Annotated in this window: 14 protein-coding genes; 1 reads left to right on the forward strand and 13 read right to left on the reverse strand. The window is 43.6% G+C overall.

Going from position 1 to position 17,980, the window contains the following annotated elements:
* Window positions 1–161: 161 nt before the first annotated feature.
* From J7I80_RS00005 to asnB, 8 genes are all read right to left on the reverse strand, one after another.
* Window positions 162–1,220 carry a tartrate dehydrogenase gene (locus tag J7I80_RS00005; protein WP_214735374.1) on the reverse strand — a complete coding sequence of 353 codons (1,059 nt, stop codon included), beginning with the start codon at window positions 1,218–1,220 and terminating at the stop codon, window positions 162–164.
* Between the two features lie 190 nt (window positions 1,221–1,410).
* Window positions 1,411–3,381, reverse strand: coding sequence for a TRAP transporter permease (locus J7I80_RS00010; protein WP_214735376.1), 1,971 nt, complete (start codon window positions 3,379–3,381; stop codon window positions 1,411–1,413).
* Between the two features lie 58 nt (window positions 3,382–3,439).
* Window positions 3,440–4,480, reverse strand: a complete 1,041-nt coding sequence (locus J7I80_RS00015; protein WP_214735378.1) for a TAXI family TRAP transporter solute-binding subunit — start codon at window positions 4,478–4,480, stop codon at window positions 3,440–3,442.
* 92 nt (window positions 4,481–4,572) lie between these two features.
* On the reverse strand, window positions 4,573–5,631 hold the full coding sequence (locus J7I80_RS00020) for a DctP family TRAP transporter solute-binding subunit (protein WP_353050066.1): 1,059 nt from the start codon (window positions 5,629–5,631) through the stop codon (window positions 4,573–4,575).
* 170 nt (window positions 5,632–5,801) lie between these two features.
* Complete coding sequence (locus tag J7I80_RS00025) at window positions 5,802–6,461, reverse strand: response regulator (RefSeq protein WP_214735382.1); 660 nt, start codon at window positions 6,459–6,461, stop codon at window positions 5,802–5,804.
* Window positions 6,439–8,061 carry an ATP-binding protein gene (locus J7I80_RS00030; RefSeq protein ID WP_251027505.1) on the reverse strand — a complete coding sequence of 541 codons (1,623 nt, stop codon included), beginning with the start codon at window positions 8,059–8,061 and terminating at the stop codon, window positions 6,439–6,441. Before J7I80_RS00030 ends, J7I80_RS00025 begins: the two co-directional genes overlap by 23 nt.
* Before the next feature lie 393 nt (window positions 8,062–8,454).
* The gene (locus tag J7I80_RS00035) at window positions 8,455–9,531 is read right to left on the reverse strand and encodes an NAD(P)H-dependent flavin oxidoreductase (protein ID WP_214735385.1); all 1,077 of its coding nucleotides are present in this window, start codon (window positions 9,529–9,531) and stop codon (window positions 8,455–8,457) included.
* Between the two features lie 304 nt (window positions 9,532–9,835).
* A complete protein-coding gene (gene asnB, locus J7I80_RS00040) occupies window positions 9,836–11,683 on the reverse strand; it encodes an asparagine synthase (glutamine-hydrolyzing) (RefSeq protein WP_214735387.1) in 1,848 nt (615 codons plus the stop codon).
* Between the two features lie 191 nt (window positions 11,684–11,874).
* Between asnB and J7I80_RS00045 the strand changes: the two genes are divergently transcribed.
* Window positions 11,875–12,435 (forward strand): DUF2777 domain-containing protein, encoded by a 561-nt coding sequence (locus J7I80_RS00045; protein ID WP_214735390.1) that lies wholly within the window; start codon window positions 11,875–11,877, stop codon window positions 12,433–12,435.
* Between the two features lie 194 nt (window positions 12,436–12,629).
* Here J7I80_RS00045 and J7I80_RS00050 read toward each other — a convergent pair whose 3' ends face one another.
* The 5 genes from J7I80_RS00050 to J7I80_RS00070 all read right to left on the reverse strand — a co-directional run bounded on the left by J7I80_RS00050 (window position 12,630) and on the right by J7I80_RS00070 (window position 17,855).
* A complete protein-coding gene (locus J7I80_RS00050) occupies window positions 12,630–14,669 on the reverse strand; it encodes a sensor domain-containing protein (protein WP_214735392.1) in 2,040 nt (679 codons plus the stop codon).
* A gap of 129 nt (window positions 14,670–14,798) precedes the next feature.
* A complete protein-coding gene (locus tag J7I80_RS00055; protein WP_214735394.1) occupies window positions 14,799–15,152 on the reverse strand; it encodes a YisL family protein in 354 nt (117 codons plus the stop codon).
* An 83-nt stretch (window positions 15,153–15,235) separates the two neighbouring features.
* Window positions 15,236–16,144 (reverse strand): fumarylacetoacetate hydrolase family protein, encoded by a 909-nt coding sequence (locus J7I80_RS00060; protein ID WP_214735396.1) that lies wholly within the window; start codon window positions 16,142–16,144, stop codon window positions 15,236–15,238.
* A complete protein-coding gene (locus J7I80_RS00065; RefSeq protein WP_214735398.1) occupies window positions 16,141–16,671 on the reverse strand; it encodes a DNA topology modulation protein in 531 nt (176 codons plus the stop codon). The genes J7I80_RS00060 and J7I80_RS00065 overlap by 4 nt, the downstream gene beginning before the upstream one ends.
* On the reverse strand, window positions 16,671–17,855 hold the full coding sequence (locus J7I80_RS00070; protein ID WP_214735400.1) for a DUF418 domain-containing protein: 1,185 nt from the start codon (window positions 17,853–17,855) through the stop codon (window positions 16,671–16,673). The genes J7I80_RS00065 and J7I80_RS00070 overlap by 1 nt, the downstream gene beginning before the upstream one ends.
* Window positions 17,856–17,980 lie beyond the last annotated feature (125 nt).

Below are 17,980 nucleotides of genomic sequence, written 5' to 3' on the forward strand. Positions count from 1 at the left end.
TACGATTAGCCCTTAATTGTACCCTTATAGGAAGCGATGCTGCTACATAAGGGTACTATTATCTCGCAAACATTAATAATTAAAAACTCCCGGCTGGAATGTTGAATTCCAGCCGGGAGTTTTTTTATTTTCCAATTTGGGTGATGAACCGGGTTGCCCTTTTAATAGGATAGAATCTTTGAATTAATATGGGTGATGACTTCCTCAGTATTTGAAGAACCGCCGATATCTCGCGTTTTTACTCCTTCAGAGATTGATTCTTCGATTGCACGCAGCAATACCGCACCGAGCTCTTTCAGTCCAAGGTGATCGAGCATCATTTTTGCGGTCCAGAGCTGCCCGATCGGATTTGCTATTCCGCGGCCTACAATATCCGGCGCAGAACCATGCACAGGTTCAAACATGGATGGATATTGTCCAGTCAGATTGATATTCGCTGCCGGTGCGATGCCTATGCTCCCCATGATTGCTGCTCCCAGATCAGTAAGGATATCGCCAAAAAGGTTGCTGGCAACGATGACATCAAAATGGTGGGCCTTTGATACTAAAAAGGCACATAAAGCATCAATATGATTGCTCTCTGTTTCAACCCCCGGGAATTCAGAGCTGATTTCTTTGAAGACTCCATCCCAGAATGGCATGCTGTGGACAATTCCATTTGATTTGGTTGCACTCGTGACCCTGCCCTTTCTTCCCTGCGCCAGCTCAAAGGCATAGCGAATTGTCCTTTCCGTCGCTTTACGGGTAAAAATGGCATTTTGGATCGCGATTTCATCTTGACCGCTATGAATTCTCCCTCCGGATTCACTATACTCTCCTTCACTATTTTCACGGACGACAATAAAGTCAAAATGATTAGGTTCTGCAAGCGGGGATTTGATTCCCTCAATATATTTCGCAGGCCTGAAATTGATCACCTGCTCGCATTCACGGCGGATTTTAATCAGCAGGCCCCATAAAGAAATATGGTCAGGAACAAGTTGGGGATTACCGACCGCGCCAAGATAAATGGCATTTGTTTGTTTAAGCTGCTCCATTCCGTCTTCGGACATCATCCGGCCATGTTCAAGATAATACTCACAGCTCCATGGATGTGTTTGGTAACGGAACTTCACCCCGCCATGAAGGTCGGCGAGTGTGTCTAAGACTTGCAGAGTCGCAGGAACGATTTCCTTGCCGATTCCATCACCTGGTATTACGGATATATCTAATTGGTTCATCTTATATCTCTCCCTGCTATTCTTAATATGTAACTGTTATTTTTAACATAGATGCTAAAGAGGCAGTGCAGCAGTTTTCGCTACAGAACCCTCGCTACCTGTTGGAAATATGATTAGTAAGAAAAAAAGGATCAAGGATTCCATCGGTCTCCTTGATCCCTCCTTCCCCAATTTGCTATAACACTTGGACTTAGACTGCCAGTGTTTTATCTGCCTCTTTTTTCACGATGATCAGCTGGACAGCAACAGCCGACGCAATGATCACAAGCGCGATTAAATCTGTCTTTAAGCCAGAATCAATTGATAGAAGGGAAGCAATGACTAGCAAAACCCTCGTGACCCAAATGGCACGCCGTCCCGCAAACCAGCCTTGGACACTGGCTGACAGCAGATAAATACCGATGGCTGCAGTGGTTACAGCAATGGAAATCTCCATAAAGCTTCCTACCATCAATAATTGCGGGCTGTAGATAAACATGAAAGGCACGATGAATGCTGCAATTCCTAGTCTGAATGCTTCCACTCCCGTTTTCATCGGATCAGTGCCTGCAATTCCAGCTGCCGCATAGGCTGCCAAAGCGACTGGCGGTGTGATGGCTGACATAACAGCATAGTAGAAGACGAACATATGCGCAAACAGTGGTTCAATTCCCAGGTTAACCAATCCAGGTGCAACAACGGAAGCACCCACGGCATAGGCTGCTGTTGTCGGCATGCCCATTCCGAGGAAAATCGCAATGAACATAGCGAACAAGAGAGCGAGGAATTCACTGTTTCCGGCCACTGAAAAGAGCATGGAGCTGAATCTTAGGCCAACACCTGTCAAGGCGATTACCCCGACGATAATACCGGCGGTTGCACAAACTGCTAAGAGTTGAATTGTGTTTTTCATCCCAAGTTCTAAAGCTTCCAGCACCTTCTTTATTCCCATTCTCGTTTCCTTGCCAACCCAGCTGATAGCGAGACATGCCAGAATGCTGTATGTTCCCGACATGATGACAGAGTATCCTTTTAGCAGCATTCCGATTAACAGGATGATTGGCACAAACAAGTAGGCCTTTTTCAAAATGCTTTTCAGACTTGGCAGATCTTTTCTTGCTATTCCCTTCATGCCCTTTTTGATTGCTTCAAAATCGACCATGAAATAGACAGACAGAAAGTATAATATCGCCGGAATGGTCGCTGCAATAACAATTTCGCTATAGCGGATCCCAGTAATTTCGGCCATCAGGAAAGCCCCCGCTCCCATGATTGGGATCATGATCTGACCCCCAGCCGAAGCAGTTGCCTCTGTTGCTGCAGCAAATCGGCCATTATAGCCTACTCGCTTCATCAAAGGTATCGTCAACGAACCGGTTGCAACCGCATTTCCTGCTGATGTACCATTCATCATTCCCATCAATCCGCTGGAAATGACGGCTACTTTAGCAGGGCCTCCGCGCATGCCTCCTGCAAGCGTAAAAGAAAAATCAATAAAGTAGCGTCCTACACCCGACATCTGTAAAAACGCTCCAAAAATAATAAAAAGCAAAATATATTTGGACGAAACGTCGAGCGTGACTCCGAATACACCGTCAAGACCATAAATATAGGTAGTAAAGCGTTCAATACTATAGCCGCTATGGTTAAGGATGCTTGGAAGGTACGGACCGACGAAGGCATAAAGAATAAATATGCCTGCCAGGATCGGAAGCGTCCACCCACTTGTCCTCCTTGTAAGCTCAAGGACCAGCAATATTCCTGCCAATGCCACAATAAAGTCCATTGTTGTCGGCAGGACACCAAATCGGAAAAGCAATAGTTTTAAATTCATATATATATAGATAAAGATACCGATGCTTGCCAGGATAAGCACCCAATCGACAATATGAATCTTTCCATTCGCTTTCTTCCACCCCGGGAAGAGCATAAAGCCAAGAACCGCTCCAAACAGTAAATGGGCGCTTCGGAATAGCCATGGATCAATCGGGTGAAAGTTTAAAATATACAAATGGAACAGCGCTCCGATTACAGCAATCGTGGTGAAAAGGATCTTAGTCCAGCCAGTGAACCTTCGTGCCTCGGTGGCACTTTCAACCTGTTCCTCCTCTTCAGCTTCTTCAAGCATCTCGAGGACAGGCTTATTGATCAATTCAGTTTGCTCTGTTTTTTCCTTGCTCATTTTTTATACCTACCTTCTTAAATACACCTATCCCCATAAAAGGGGATAGGCTAGTATTTTACTTTTTATTCATTTCTGGCGGATAGACTGATTCCGGCAGTTCAATTCCTTTTTCCTCGTAATACTTAATTGCCCCTGGATGAAGCGGAACATCTTTATTAATCTTTATCGCTTCTTCTACAGCTTCTTCCATTGATACATGGGTTTTTACCAGCATGTCATGATTTTCATGATAAGCTTTCACCAGGTCATAAACAAAGTCCTGATTTGCATCCTTACGCACAATTCCAAAGTTGAACATGGCAATTGTTTCGATGTCTTTATCCAGGGTCGTGTATGTGTCGGCAGGGATCGTGAACGGGAAGAAGTATGGGAACTTTTCGGTGACCTTATCCCTCATTTCCCCATCGATTCCAAAGAAATTGATTTTCCTTTGAACCTCGATTTCAGATACGGCAGAAATAGGAATACCTGCAGCATATCCGATGATGTCAAGCTGCCCATCCATCTGCTGGGAAGCCATGTCACTTGCGCCAGCCTGGACATTATCAGTATCTAATCCCAAAACTTCATGAATTAATGGAACGTAGGTACCAGAAGTTCCTCCTGCCGGTCCAACACCAACACGTTGGCCTTTAATATCTTCAAGTTTCTTAACCCCTGATTCTTCTAAAGCCCACCAATGAATCGGTGTCGTATACATTGGGAAAACAATTCGGACATCCTCCATCTTGTTTCCGCCAGTCCATTCGCCGGTTCCTGTATATCCTTCATAAGCGGGACCTAGTGTTACCATACCGATATCCTGTTCGCCCGCCTGGGTTAATTGCATATTATGGACAGGTCCCCCTGTTACTTCAACATTAGCTGTAATATCCAGCTTTTGTTCTAATAATGAGGCTAAACCTCCACCAACAATGAAATAAGTGCCTCCCTGTGAAGCAGTTCCAATCTTAACGGTTTTTGGATAATCCTGATATTTGATTTCAGCTGCTTCACCGCTCGTCTCGCTGCCTCCCCCATTTCCGCAGGCAGATGTCAAAACTATTGACAATCCAGCAACTGCAGCGATCGCTTTCTTTTTCCAATTGAAATTCATTGTATTTCCCCCTAAATTTTTTTAGCTATTTGGCTCTAAAGACATTTTGCTGGCAAAATCAGCATTACCCTAGCCTATAACAGAGCCTGGTGTTAGTGTTCTACCCCTTTGTTCCTCGGAAGCTGTTTTATAAATTCTGCTCCAAACCGATTGGTGAATCTCTGGTATATCGGCTTGAGAGCTTCTTCCCATACTTCTTTTTCTTCTTCTGATAAATAGTGGATTTCAACACATCCACAATTCTTCAACTCTTTTAAACTCTCATCATTCAACTTCCTGGCCATCTTCTTTTCCCAGGCAGTAACCTCCCTAATGGATTCCTGAAGGATTTGCTGCACATCTTCAGGCAACTGGTCCCAGAATTCTTTCTTTAACAATACGACATACCCGAGATAGCCATGATTGCTGACTGTCATATACTTCTGCTGGGAATGGATTCCTTTGCTGACGATGTTGGAGTATGTATTTTCCTGGCCATCGATCTCGTTTTTCTCCAGTAATTGATACACCTCATTGAAAGAATTGGTTTGCAATTCTGCTTTCAGTTCCAGAAATTGCTGCCTGATTATCTCACTTGGCATGATTCGGAACCTTAATCCCCGGAAATCTTCAGGCTGGACGAGCGGTTTTGATATATTGGTCATTTGCTTGAATCCATTTTCCCACATGCCCAATGGATAAAAACCTTCCCTCTCGAGCCCTTTCAATAGTTCGTCTCCGACATCCCCTTCAAGATAGTCATGTACCTCATCGGTGTCCTGGAATGCGAAAGGCAAGTCAAGGACTTGCAACTCAGGCACAGATGAGCTGATTTTTGCTGTGGCAGGAGCAATCATCTGGATGTCACCCCTCAGCAGCGCCTCGATTTCCTCTCCATCCTTATAAAGATAACCATTCGGGAATACTTGGACCTCGACAAACCCGTTTGACTTCTCTTTGACCAGGCTGGCAAACTTCCTGGCAGCCATTCCTTTTGGAGTTTTTTCTCCGACGATATGAGAAAATCGAATGACGATTCTCTCTTCCCTGCTAAGCTGCTCGTGATCAACCGCCACTTTCTGCGTTTGGCAAGAGGACAAAGTTAAAAAAAGCAGTGGGAATACCATAATTAAAATCATTCTTGACTTTGTCCGGAAAAGGTAATGAATCACTGGTTCAACTTGCCCCTTCCTGCATTCTTGGCAAAATATTGACATTTTGATGAAAACTTTTTGTCCATATTTTGATAATTCAAATTATAAAGCGCTTCCATTGCTTCAACAAGAAAAAGACCATAATGGTCTTTTTGGTCTTTTTGGTCTTAAAATATGAAAGATTTTAATTAAATAAAATAATAATGACTTGGCCGTCCGACACTTCCATATTGGATATGTACTCTGATTTTCTTCGATTGTACGAGATACTCCAAGTATCGCCTTACCGTTACCCGTGCCATCCCCAAAACGTTTGCAAGGCTTTCGGACGTAACGGGTTCGTTCTGTTCCATCAATGCTAATAAAATCTGCTTCAGTGTTTTTTCACTCAGACCTTTTGGCAAGTATTCTGCCTGTCCCTGCAATTGTTTGAATTCATCGATGTCTTCCTGCTTCAAGCTGGGTGAGGCATTTAATTTGTTCCACATTTTCTCGTATGCCTCAAGCGCCGATTTGAATCGGTCAAAACGGAAGGGCTTCACAAGATAATCTACCGCACCTAACCGAAAAAAATCGTGGATGGTCTGGGCATCCCTTGCTGCAGTGATCATGATGACATCCGTAGGGATATCCCGTTCTCTTATCGATTTCATTACTTCCATGCCGGATAAATCCGGCAAAAACATATCGAGCAGTACCAGATCCGGCTTTAGCTCTTGAATCTCTTTGACTGCTTCTGCTCCCAAGGCAGTTGAACCGCATAATTGGAATAAGGGTAGCCTTTTCAGGAATCCAATATTCACATCGAGAACCATTGGATCGTCTTCAACTATAAAAACTTTTATCATTCTCTCCCCTTCTTTCCACTTCAATGGTTATTTCTGTCCCTTTGTTGATTTCGGATACTATGTCGACCTTTCCACCCTGAGTCTCGACAATTTGCTTGACAAGCGCGAGACCAATCCCTCTGCCTTCCTTCGCCTTAGTGCTGAAACCATATGTGAATATATTGTTCCAGTCTTCAGGCCTGATGCCTCTCCCTTTGTCCCGTACCATAATCATCAAATGACTTTCATCACCCTGAAGAAAGCATTCGACGATTTTATTCTTTTCTTTTGGCGAATATGCCTCAAAGGCATTTTCAATCAAATTTCCCAGGACTGTGATTATATCGCCTGGACTGAAACCATCCAAAAGGTGATGCAGATAACTCTGCTTGTCAAAATGAAACTGGATTCCAAGCTCCCGTGCCCTTGCTCTTTTTCCTAAAAGCAAGCCCGAAATAGAATAGTCCGATATTGAATCCTTCAGAAATTGGATCATATCCTCTTCATCAGTTGTTTCGTCTATTATAATATTGAGGGCTTCTTCGGTCCTTTCCAATTGAATTAACCCCGCAATGCTATGCAGCTTATTCATATATTCGTGATTCTGCGCCCTTAAGGCATCCACCAGCGTTTTCACTCCTGTAAGCTCTTCAGCCAGAAGGTTGGCTTCAGTCTTGTCCACCATTGTAATGAACGAGCCAGCCGGCCGGCCCTTAACAGAAATTGGATAGAGAGATACAAGGTAAATTTTATTAAATATATTCATGCTCCTATTTACAATTTCCAGGGACTGAGTGTTATGAAGGGCCTTTGATATACTGTCATTTAAATTAGGAAGAAGCTCTGCCAGGCCATTGTCCCTGGTTATTTCTTTTTTTGAGTCATTGAACATGTATTCTTTAGCCAGACGATTCATAAAAGTAATTTTCCCGTTTTCATCAGCGGCGATAATCCCCATATCCATTGCCTGCATGACTGCAGAACGTTCCTCGACCAGCCTGGCAATTTCATAGGGTTCCAGATTAAAAGTTTGTTTCTTAATATTATTTGCCAGAAACAAAGAACCGAACAGTCCAATCATCATTCCCCATATGAGAGAAAGGAAGAGATCATTCTGATACTGGGCTACAAGAGATTGGAAAGTTGGAGTAAGGATCCCGACAACGGCTACCCCGACCTGGACAACTCCTTCCTCATCCATAATCGGGACAAAAGCCCTCACCGAATTGCCCAATGTCCCTTTCGCTTTTGACACATATTCATGTTCTGACAACGATGCCTTCTCATCCCCACCGACAAACTCCTTGCCAATAAGGCTTTCTGATGGATGTGAGTACCGGATGCGGTGCATATCCATAATCACAATATAGTCCACATTTGTAGCCAGCCTTGTCCGTTCCGCAAACGGCTGGATAATAGTTTCTCCTCCTGGTTTTCCGACATTATTTCGGATACTGGGCATTTGTGCAACTGTTCTAGCTATGGCTGTCGCCCGCTCACCAAGCTCTTTCTCGAAAGCATCCGAAATACTATAAACCATGATTAATCCGCTGGTAAAAATAGAGCCTGAAACCACAAGAAAAGACATAATTAACATTTTAGTCCTTAAACTCATTCTCATATAAAGCCATCCTTTAGATGAACTGAATTGATATACATCCTGGACGATGGGTGCAAATAAAGGCCACCTTGTCCATTACTTAGCTGGTAATCTTAATCTATATAAGTTGAACTAGAAAGTTTAGCTTTTCATTTCGCTCCAGGTGCTTCGCTTTCCGCGGGCGGCCTGGGAGCCTCCTCGGCGCTAGCGCCTGTGGGGTCTCCCACTGACCTTTCATCCCGCAGGACATTGAATTACATCCTCGAACCTGCCCACGCACGATGGAAATGCGTTAGCATTTTCAGAGGAGTCTACGCACCTTCCGCTTCATTCAATGTGTAATTATAAGTTCAACTTATATATTAACCTTAGAACATATCATTCTTATGATGACCCGGGCGATTTACCTGTTACTCAAAATGATGCCTTTATTTCTTCAGCTTGAGTTACAATATCTCTGAACAGCTCTTTAACGGTTTGGTTCTTTGCCAGTCCTAGGCTTTGCCCCGACCAAAGAGACATGAACCGGCTGTCATTCCGTGAGGCTGCCGCCTTCCTTATTTGAGTGGTCAGTTTATTTTGAACTGGATAATCAGGAATGTGAACCTGACTTTCCTCCATATCTTTGATGAATTGATTCTTGATTCCTCTGGCCCATTTCCCTGAAAAAGCGCGGGTCAGGACAGTATCTGAATCGGATGCCTGGAGAACCGCTTCTTTGTATACTTTATGGGCACCGCTCTCTTTGCAGGTCAGGAAAGCTGTTCCCATTTGCACTCCATCTGCCCCCAAACAGAGCGAGGCTATAACCCCTTTTCCATTCATGATCCCTCCTGCAGCAATAACTGGTATTGATACTCTCTCTGTTATCTGGGGAATCAGCGACATTACTCCTAATAAATGATCTCCGCCATTTTCTGAAAAAGTACCGCGATGCCCGCCCGCTTCACTTCCCTGTCCGACGACGATATCCATTCCGGCTTTTTCATTCATCTCCGCTTCATTTACACTTGTGGCAGTTCCAACGAGGATAACCCCCTCACTTTTTAACTTTGAGATGACTTCTTCCGCAGGAATGCCAAAGGTAAAGGAGCAGACAGTGACTTTTTCTCCGATGATGACGTCCAGCAGCTGAGCGAATTTGACATGATCCTCCAGGGGATCCGGAAGGACTGGGACTTCTTCCTTTATATACAACTCATCACGAAAAGGCTGGAGCCTGTTGTAGGCCAAGTCGAAATCAAATTTTGAAACTCGAAAATCGCCTGGAATAAACACATTCACTCCATATGGCTTGTCCGTCAGCTTCTTGATCTCCCTTATTTGACTCCTCAACTGTCCTGGTTCCATATATCCTGCACCGACCATGCCAAGACCGCCAGCGTTTGATACTGATGCCACCAGTTCCGGGGTTGTTACCCCTCCTGCCATTGGTGCTTGTATGATTGGGTATTCAATATTCAATAATTCCGTCACCCTGTTATCCCACATGTTAAAGAACCCTCCTTTTTTCTTGTTCTTCCATCCAGCCTTAAATCTATGTATTCCAATCCGTAAACGCTTTCACTATCATTTCACAAACAAATCCTATGGGCTCATCCCGCTCAGTTCCGCTGCAGCTATCTCTTTTATTTTACAGAATTTTTCGATACATAAAAGCTAATTTTATCGTTTTATAAAATAGATCATCATTTCATCTGGAAAAAGCCACATATCCGAACAGGGGACGGGCGCATCAGTCAGAGGCCTAAAAATATAAAAAATTCAAGCAAGCCCAATTTTCGGGCTTGCTTTTTTAGTCTGCTATATTGATATTGTAGTCCCTGAACCAGATATGAATTTGTGCTAACTGAGCCAACAGCTGCGGACCTGTCATCAGTTGGCCGAACCATGGCACTTTGAAGGATGCACCCTCGGACTCTATCATTTTTTGCAGTGTGGCCCTGTCGAAGAATTCATGCAGCGCGCTGTTCGAATCAGCCATAAAATCTGACAGCATCCCCTGCACTGCCTGCGTATATGCCGGGTGGTGAGTCTTCGGGTATGGACTCTTTTTCCGGTACAAAACTTCATCAGGCAATGTTCCCTCCAATGCTTTGCGCAGGATTCCTTTTTCCCTGTTGCCGTGCATCTTCATTTCCCATGGAATGTTCCAGACATATTCGACAAGGCGGTGGTCGGCGAAAGGCACCCTCACTTCCAGGCTCGCCCCCATGCTCATCCGGTCCTTGCGGTCAAGCAGCGTTGTCATGAACCAGATAATATTTAGATAGAATAATTGTCTCCGTTTAGCATCGCTATGATTCTCGCCATCAAGCACTGGAACCTCTGCAATTGTATCGTTGTATTTTGCCATCATATATTCTTCGAGACTCAATTTCTTCCGCCAGTGGTCCCTCAGCATGTTTTGACGCTCATTAATCGACCGCATCCACGGGAACCCTGGTCTATTCAAATCTTCCTCTCTGTGGAACCATGGATAGCCCCCAAAGATTTCGTCTGCACATTCTCCAGAAAGTCCTACTGTAAAATCCTGTTTGATTTCACGGCAGAACCAGAGGAGCGAGGAGTCGATGTCTGCCATTCCCGGCAGGTCCCGGACATGAACAGCTTCTGTCAGAAAGTCTGCCAGATCATGCTGTGAAATAATACTGTCATGATGAATGGTGCCATATGTTTCTGTCATTTTATTGATCCAGAAGGCATCTGCATTTGGCTGGAATTCATTTTCCTTGAAATACTTGTCATTGCCTTCGTAATCGATGGAATAGGTATGAAGGCTTCCTTTTCCCTCTGACTTGTAATGGTTAGCAGCAATTGCGGTAATGGCGCTTGAATCCAAGCCCCCTGAGAGAAATGTGCACAGCGGCACATCTGAAACGAGCTGTCTTGTGACAGCATCCGTGAACAAATCCCGGACCTTTTCAGCTGTTTCTTCAAGGCTATCAGTGTGTTCCTCGCTCTTCACATTCCAATATCTCCAGATTTTCAGCCCATTTTTTGAAAAAATCAGTCCGTGACCCGGCCGAAGCTCCTTCATGTTCTTAAAGATACCAGCCCCCGGAGAACGGGATGGCCCAAGCCCAAACACCTCACAAAGTCCTTCCCTGCCTACCTCAGTCTTCACATCTGGATGCGCTAGCAGCGCCTTTTGTTCAGAAGCAAACATAAGACCAGATGCTGTTTCAAGGAAAAATAACGGCTTCACGCCAAGCCTGTCGCGGCCGATGAACAGCTGTTCCTGCTGGTGATCCCATACAGCAAAGGCAAAAATCCCATTTAAATGTTCCAGGCAGTTTTCTTTCCATTCCATGAAAGAAGTAAGCAAAACCTCTGTATCAGAATGACCGCTAAAAGAATATCCTTTTAATAGCAGTGCTTTTCTGAGGTCTTCCGTATTATAAAGTTCTCCGTTATAACAAATGGTATAACGGTTATCTCCTTGTGTTCTGGTCATTGGCTGTTTGCCGCCCTCAGGATCGACAACTACCAGCCTTTTATGACCCAGCCCAGCATGCCCCGAAGTCCATATATTTGTATCGTCGGGACCTCTTTTACTTAAAGTTTCCGCCATCTTTGCCATGGTCTCACGTTCATGATCCAAATTTTTACGATAATCTACCCAGCCAGTTATTCCACACATTTTTTGATCATTCCTTTCAGCGGAACTTTTTGATGACAATAAGCACTTTCAGAATATTGACCATTGCTTAAGCATTACTCATCTTATGCAAATACATCTCAACTGGTTAATTGCCTATCTTTTAGATTATGTTATAAATTCGCCAAAATCTGTCTACAAAGAAGGTGAGCGATAATTAACGGAGGATCCAAATGAATCGACAACAACGAAGCAATCTAATTGAATTCCAGCCCCGGGCATTTAATGCCGGCTCAGTAGAATATATTAATTCACAATGGGTTTTCTTTGATGAAGAAACAGAAGAGGCTGCACTTATCGATGAATTCATCCATCAAGAGGTTGAAGTGCAGCGAAACAATAAATGGTGCAAGGGTTTTTTGCTGGATAACGGCAGCATTCAGACCGGCAACGAAAAAATCACTTTGCAGGATCAGGAAATGATCAGAATCAGGAAACAGCTGATCTATTCGTTCGAGCGTTTGCTTGATGAGCTTAATGATGAAGCGTTTGTCCAATTTATCAATACATTGAATTCGCTCAATTTTTCAATCTATGATTGCATTTATTGCTATAACCACCTGACCTTCCTTGATCACGAAAAAGGGGTTTCAGGAGTCAATTTTTTAATTCTTGATAATGAAGAATACATCTGCAGTGTCCAGCACCACTTTGATTACTTTGAAACTCAAAATGACAGATTCGAATTGACCTTGAACAACGGGAAACGGACCGTTATCGAGAGGATTTCATAAGAAAAGCGCAAGGGCCTTGGTAAGCCCCGACAAGCGTTGGAGGGCTTGACAGTGAAGTCGCTCTTTGACTTCATTGGCAGGACCGAAACGTCTCGAGGGGCTAGGCGCTGGAGCTAGACACTAATCTAAGTGAAAATTTTATACTTTCTCATCCAATAAGCAAAGAGCCCGCACAGTTGTGCAGGCTCTGATTTTTATCTTATCGTATATTCCACTTTCTCCATCGTCCTGAATCCTTTTTCAAAGGCCGCAATGTCCATGGGTTTTTGAATGTAATAGCCTTGTGCGTAATGGCAGTCCAAATCCCTCAAAAGATTCAGCTGTTCATATGTTTCTACGCCCTCTGCGACAATTTTAACGGAAAGACCCTGGCCCATAGTGATGATTGCCTTGACGATCGCAATATCAGATGGGTCGTCATGAAGGTTATTGATGAATGATTGATCGATTTTAAGCGTATCAATCGGCAAATTGCGCAAATAACTTAAAGAGGAATATCCTGTCCCGAAGTCATCAATCGAAACCTTTACCCCAAGTTCCTGTAACGATTTCATAACCGAAATGCTATAGGCTATATCCTTCAGCATTGCACTCTCTGTCAGTTCCAGGGAAAGGAATACCGGTTCAAGCTGTGAAGTCTCCAAAGCTTTAATCACCTGTCCAATAAAAGCATGCTGCTGGAACTGATAGGCGGATACATTTACCGAGATACCGAGATTCGGGAATCCATTCTGCTGCCATTCTTTCGTCTGGACACATGCTGTGGTCAGCACCCATTCCCCGATTTCCTCAATCAATCCGGTTTCCTCAGCAAGAGGAATGAACTGTGCCGGCGATACCAATCCAAGATGCGGATGCTGCCAGCGGATAAGTGCTTCTGTACAGGTAATCTCCCCGGATTTCAAGTCCATGAGCGGCTGGTAGCAAAGATGGAATTCATTTTTTTGAAGCGCTTTCCTTAAATAGCTTTCAAGCTCAAGCCGGACCATTGCCTGATCGTTCATTCCGGTTGAGAAGTAAGTAATTTTATTCCCGCCTTGATTTTTCGAACGGTTCATCGCAATATCAGCATTTTTCAGCAATACTTGCTCATCAAGGCCATCCCCCGGAAAGGAACTGATCCCAATGCTGGCCGTGACGATGAACTCTTGGTTCTCGTAAAACAAGGGCATTGATATAAGATTCTGCAATTCCCTAGCAGTTCTTGTCGTTTGATCGATGCTGACATTCTCTGTCAGCATCAGCGTAAACTTATCGCCGCTGAACCTGCCAAGATAAGCTCCTGCCGGTAGTCGATCCTGAATTCTTTCCGCCAGCTCTTTTAACACAATATCGCCGGCATAATGCCCCAGACTGTCATTAATGATTTTGAAGCGGTCAATATCAATGACAAGTACGGCAAGCAGTTCTTTTTTATGCCTGGCACGTTGAATCATTTCCTCGAGCTGTTCGGTGAACCTCATCCTGTTCGGCAATCCCGTATCCTGGTCATAATATGCAAGCTGGATAATCTTTTCCTCTGTTTTTTTCTGGATGGTAATATTCCGGCCAATTCCATACGTTCCGACACATGTACCATTTATCGTAATCGGAATATTTTTGATCTGAAAAATCTGGGTTTCTCCGCTCTTGATTGGAATTTCGATTGTATAAGTCTGACCGTCTCCTTTAAGCGCCTGAATGAAATGCATTTTGGCTCGGTGCACATCTTCCTTGTTGATAAAGTCGAGCGCGGACCTGCCGATAAGCTCCTTTTCGCTGTAGCCAAAGGTTTTCATGAATGCCTGATTAATACTTGTAAAATTGCCTGCCAAATCTGTCGAATAGACAAAATCTCCATTGTTGTCAAACAGCGAACGGTAGTATTGCTCGGAAACTTTGAGGCTTTCGTTAAGGTGAAGGATGTCTTGTTGTGAGGTCTCTACAAGGCTGTTCAATGTGTTGATGGTGTACTGATCTTGCAGAATAGGATTGAGTTCTTGTTTATCGAAAACAGTAAAAGATACGATACACTGTTTCTCTTCTGTAAAGCAGTCCCCTGCTTCACAATTCAACACAGCAGAAACGGGAAGCTGGTTTTTAAGCAGCTGCTCAAGGTGTTGAAGCCTTCTTTTTTCTTTATGACTGTAAAAAATCTGAACCAATAGATTGCGGTGGCCCTTGAATGAATTGCCCTCTATAAAGCTATTAAGTTGTCGGTCATTTTCGTAAACGCAGCTTTTTGTCGTAGCCATTGCATTCTCCAATTAATTATATTTCTCCAATATCCCTATCTCTTAAATTATCACATTTGATAGGGTTAAGATATGACAAAAAAAGAAAAAACTGCCTATAAAGACAGCTTTCTTTCGACAATTTCGATATTAAAACAAATACGTTCCAAGCGGAAGTGAAAAACCTAGATACAGTACAAGAAGAACTGCGACAATGAATTGAATCCACAATACAGACGCTTTTTCGTTCTTTTTTGTACGGATTAAGATCATTTCCAGCATTGCGATTACCCACAAGCCTACTGCTGCTTTCAGCACATACATCAGGCCGATATTGATGCTGAAAAGAAGCCAGAAGCCAGTCAATAGAATCAGCACGTAAAACAATCTAAGGACCATCTGGACAATTTTCGCGCCCTTTTCCTTACCGCTTTTATGTAGACCAAGTGCTACAAAGAATAAAACCAAAGCCAAAAACCAGGCTGTCATATGGGCATGGATCATGTACCCGTCCTCCTAATAGTAAATTCTAAAATATCATATCATAACGGCGCCAAAAAAACTAAAATAATCTGGCCAGGCTATGATTAACTCTCCACTTTGTTACGCAATTTTCCAATCCCTTCAACAGTAATTTCAATTGTATCTCCAGCCTTTAGGAACCTTGGCGGCTTGAAGCCTTTGCCTACGCCTGCTGGTGTTCCGGTAGCAATGATATCTCCTGGCTCTAGGGTCATTCCCTGGGAGAGTACTGCAATGATTTCTTCTATCGGGAAAATAAAGTTTTCCGTATTCGAATCCTGCCGCACTTCTCCATTTACTGCTGTTTTTATATCCAGTTTGTTCGGATTTTCGATTGCGGATTTGTGGACAATCCACGGTCCCATCGGGCATGTGGTATCAAGGCTTTTGCCGATGAAAAACTGTTTATGCTTTGCCTGGAGGTCTCGGGCAGTCACATCATTCAGAACTGTATAGCCAAACACATAATCCAATGCCTCTTCCCTTTTGATTGCCTTGCCTTTCCTGCCAATGATGACTGCCAGCTCGCCTTCATAGTCCAATTGCTCTGTCACTTCGCTATGCGTAAGGATAGTCTGATCGTGGGCAATGACGGTTGTAGGTGCCTTCGTAAATACCATGATATGCTCAGGAATGTCATCCTTGCTTCCCATTTCAATTGCATGCTCAGCGTAATTTTTGCCAACACAGAAAATATTTTTGGACGGGCGTGGAATCGGCGCGAGCAGTTCCACTGATTCAAGCGGGATATAAATTTCGCTGTCCAGATTGTTCTCGCTTACCCATTGAACAGTTTTTTCTGCTTCTTGATAAAAAATTTCGCCCTGGGTAATGGCTTCAATCATGTCAGATGGGAAAGCTGATTTACCGCCCATATTTTCATAGGCATCCGCAAGTGGCAGAAGATGACTCCCTTCTGCATTAACTACCCCGATAGATTGACCCGATCCATTTTTAAAAGTAACAAATTTCATTTGATTATCCCCCTTTTATTGATCAAACCCTCCAGGAATGCTTCTGTTTCACGAGGATTTGTTAAATGGTAAATCTCTTTACCCTGAAACTTGAATTCTTCTAATTTAGCCATAATGCCAGGCGCATTTTTGCGCTTGTATTGAGCCACCCACTTGATAAAATCCCAATCAAGACTCTCCGGACAGCCTTCATTTATATCCGGCCTTGTCCTGCCGTGGTACATGATTCTTCTTTTGAAAACACCATACAGGCATCTTGCACTAGAATAATCAAGGAAGATGATGGTGTCAGCTGCTAGTGCCCGCAGATCCATCGTGCTGCCGTAGTTGCCATCCATAATCCATGAATCTTTTTCGATCACTTCCTTGATAAGTGTTTCCCACTCATCTTTTGCAGTCATTTCCCAGCCTGGTTTCCAGTACAATGCATCAAGATGATACACCTTTATGTTGAGTATTTTTCCCAGCTTCCGGGCAAGTGTAGATTTCCCTGCACCTCCGCAACCGATGATGATGATTTTCTCCATCAGGCCTCACACTTTTTAAAAGGCTGCTTTTTCAGGTAAGTGCCATTTCGCCATAGCCATTCTACCGGACCATAGTAAAACCTTTTGACCCACCAGCTGCTAAATGCCAATTGTATGATGTAAATGATCAGTGCCAGCATTGATCCATAGAAAATGGACAATTCCCCATAGAATCCTAGTCCATAACTATAAAAAATCAATGTCGAAACGATGGACTGGATCAGATAATTACTGATTGAGAGCCTGCCGGCAGCCTCCATTGGGTAGAAGAACCTGTCAAATTGTCTTACCTCAGAAACGAGCGCAATAATTAATGCATAAGCCATCGCGACCATAGCACCGCCAAAAACATCCTGCAAATAATCCGTCATCATTGTTTTTTCATACAGGTACGGAATTGCTTTTATCAACAGGCCAAGAGCTGCGAGTACAGCCGCAGCGACTGCAATCTTACCTCTTTTGCCTCGTACATTTTCAAACAATTTCAGCTTTGCCGCTCCAGCACCAATCATGAACAAAGGAAGGATTGTGATCAAATATAAGAACAATCCCACCAGGTTATTATTTTGATACCATTCAGTTATTCTATGATGTGTCACTTCTGCAAAGCTGCCCGTTTGATAGATGGTGATCGACTGCTCTGCAGCTTGTGCGTCATACATCGAAAATCCCTCTCCGCCGTCAACGGCTGATGCTGCACCGAGCATCAACAAGAGAAGGACGTTTGGAACTATGTATAAAGTCAATCCGCCAATAAAAAGCCTCTTCGCACTCCAGCCAATAAACAGAAGGAAAACAAAACCGCAGACTGCATATGTTACGAGTATATCGCCTGGCCAGATCAAGAATGCATGGATGATCCCAATCAACAACAGGATCGTGAGTCTCCTTAAAACAAGAGGATGGAAGCTTAACCCTTTTTCAAGACTGCGTTCTCTTAAAATAACCAGACCATATCCGAATAGCATCGAAAATAGCGGGTAAAAGCTGGCCTGGATAAATAAATCAATGAACCGGTATGTAAATAAATTTTCAGTTCCACCCCACCATGTCTCTGGATCGATATAAAAATACGGTGAATGGAATGAAATCATATTTACGAGAAAAATCCCCAATAATGAAAAGCCCCGCATCCGGTCAATTGAAATAACCCTATTTCCGGATACCTGTCCGTTAATCCCCATATTCCCCCTCTTTCCATCCAATAGTTAACATCTAATCTATGTATATCACACAATAAACCAACATGCCAAAGGTAACTGATGAGCAGGATAAAAAGATAAAAGGATGCCAATAGCAAGGCATCCCC

Source organism: Bacillus sp. ISL-41 (assembly GCF_018613235.1).
Classification (GTDB): domain Bacteria; phylum Bacillota; class Bacilli; order Bacillales; family Cytobacillaceae; genus Mesobacillus.

Excerpts from the sequence above, each read along its gene's own strand:
- J7I80_RS00030 (WP_251027505.1), bottom strand. The coding sequence starts at position 8,061 with ATGAGAATGAGTTTAAGGACTAAAATGTTAATTATGTCTTTTCTTGTG.
- asnB (WP_214735387.1), bottom strand. The coding sequence starts at position 11,683 with ATGTGTGGAATAACTGGCTGGGTAGATTATCGTAAAAATTTGGATCAT.
- J7I80_RS00045 (WP_214735390.1), top strand. The coding sequence starts at position 11,875 with ATGAATCGACAACAACGAAGCAATCTAATTGAATTCCAGCCCCGGGCA.
- J7I80_RS00015 (WP_214735378.1), bottom strand. The coding sequence starts at position 4,480 with ATGAATTTCAATTGGAAAAAGAAAGCGATCGCTGCAGTTGCTGGATTG.
- J7I80_RS00070 (WP_214735400.1), bottom strand. The coding sequence starts at position 17,855 with ATGGGGATTAACGGACAGGTATCCGGAAATAGGGTTATTTCAATTGAC.
- J7I80_RS00050 (WP_214735392.1), bottom strand. The coding sequence starts at position 14,669 with ATGGCTACGACAAAAAGCTGCGTTTACGAAAATGACCGACAACTTAAT.
- J7I80_RS00025 (WP_214735382.1), bottom strand. The coding sequence starts at position 6,461 with ATGATAAAAGTTTTTATAGTTGAAGACGATCCAATGGTTCTCGATGTG.
- J7I80_RS00060 (WP_214735396.1), bottom strand. The coding sequence starts at position 16,144 with ATGAAATTTGTTACTTTTAAAAATGGATCGGGTCAATCTATCGGGGTA.
- J7I80_RS00010 (WP_214735376.1), bottom strand. The coding sequence starts at position 3,381 with ATGAGCAAGGAAAAAACAGAGCAAACTGAATTGATCAATAAGCCTGTC.
- J7I80_RS00005 (WP_214735374.1), bottom strand. The coding sequence starts at position 1,220 with ATGAACCAATTAGATATATCCGTAATACCAGGTGATGGAATCGGCAAG.
- J7I80_RS00035 (WP_214735385.1), bottom strand. The coding sequence starts at position 9,531 with ATGTGGGATAACAGGGTGACGGAATTATTGAATATTGAATACCCAATC.
- J7I80_RS00065 (WP_214735398.1), bottom strand. The coding sequence starts at position 16,671 with ATGGAGAAAATCATCATCATCGGTTGCGGAGGTGCAGGGAAATCTACA.
- J7I80_RS00055 (WP_214735394.1), bottom strand. The coding sequence starts at position 15,152 with ATGATCCATGCCCATATGACAGCCTGGTTTTTGGCTTTGGTTTTATTC.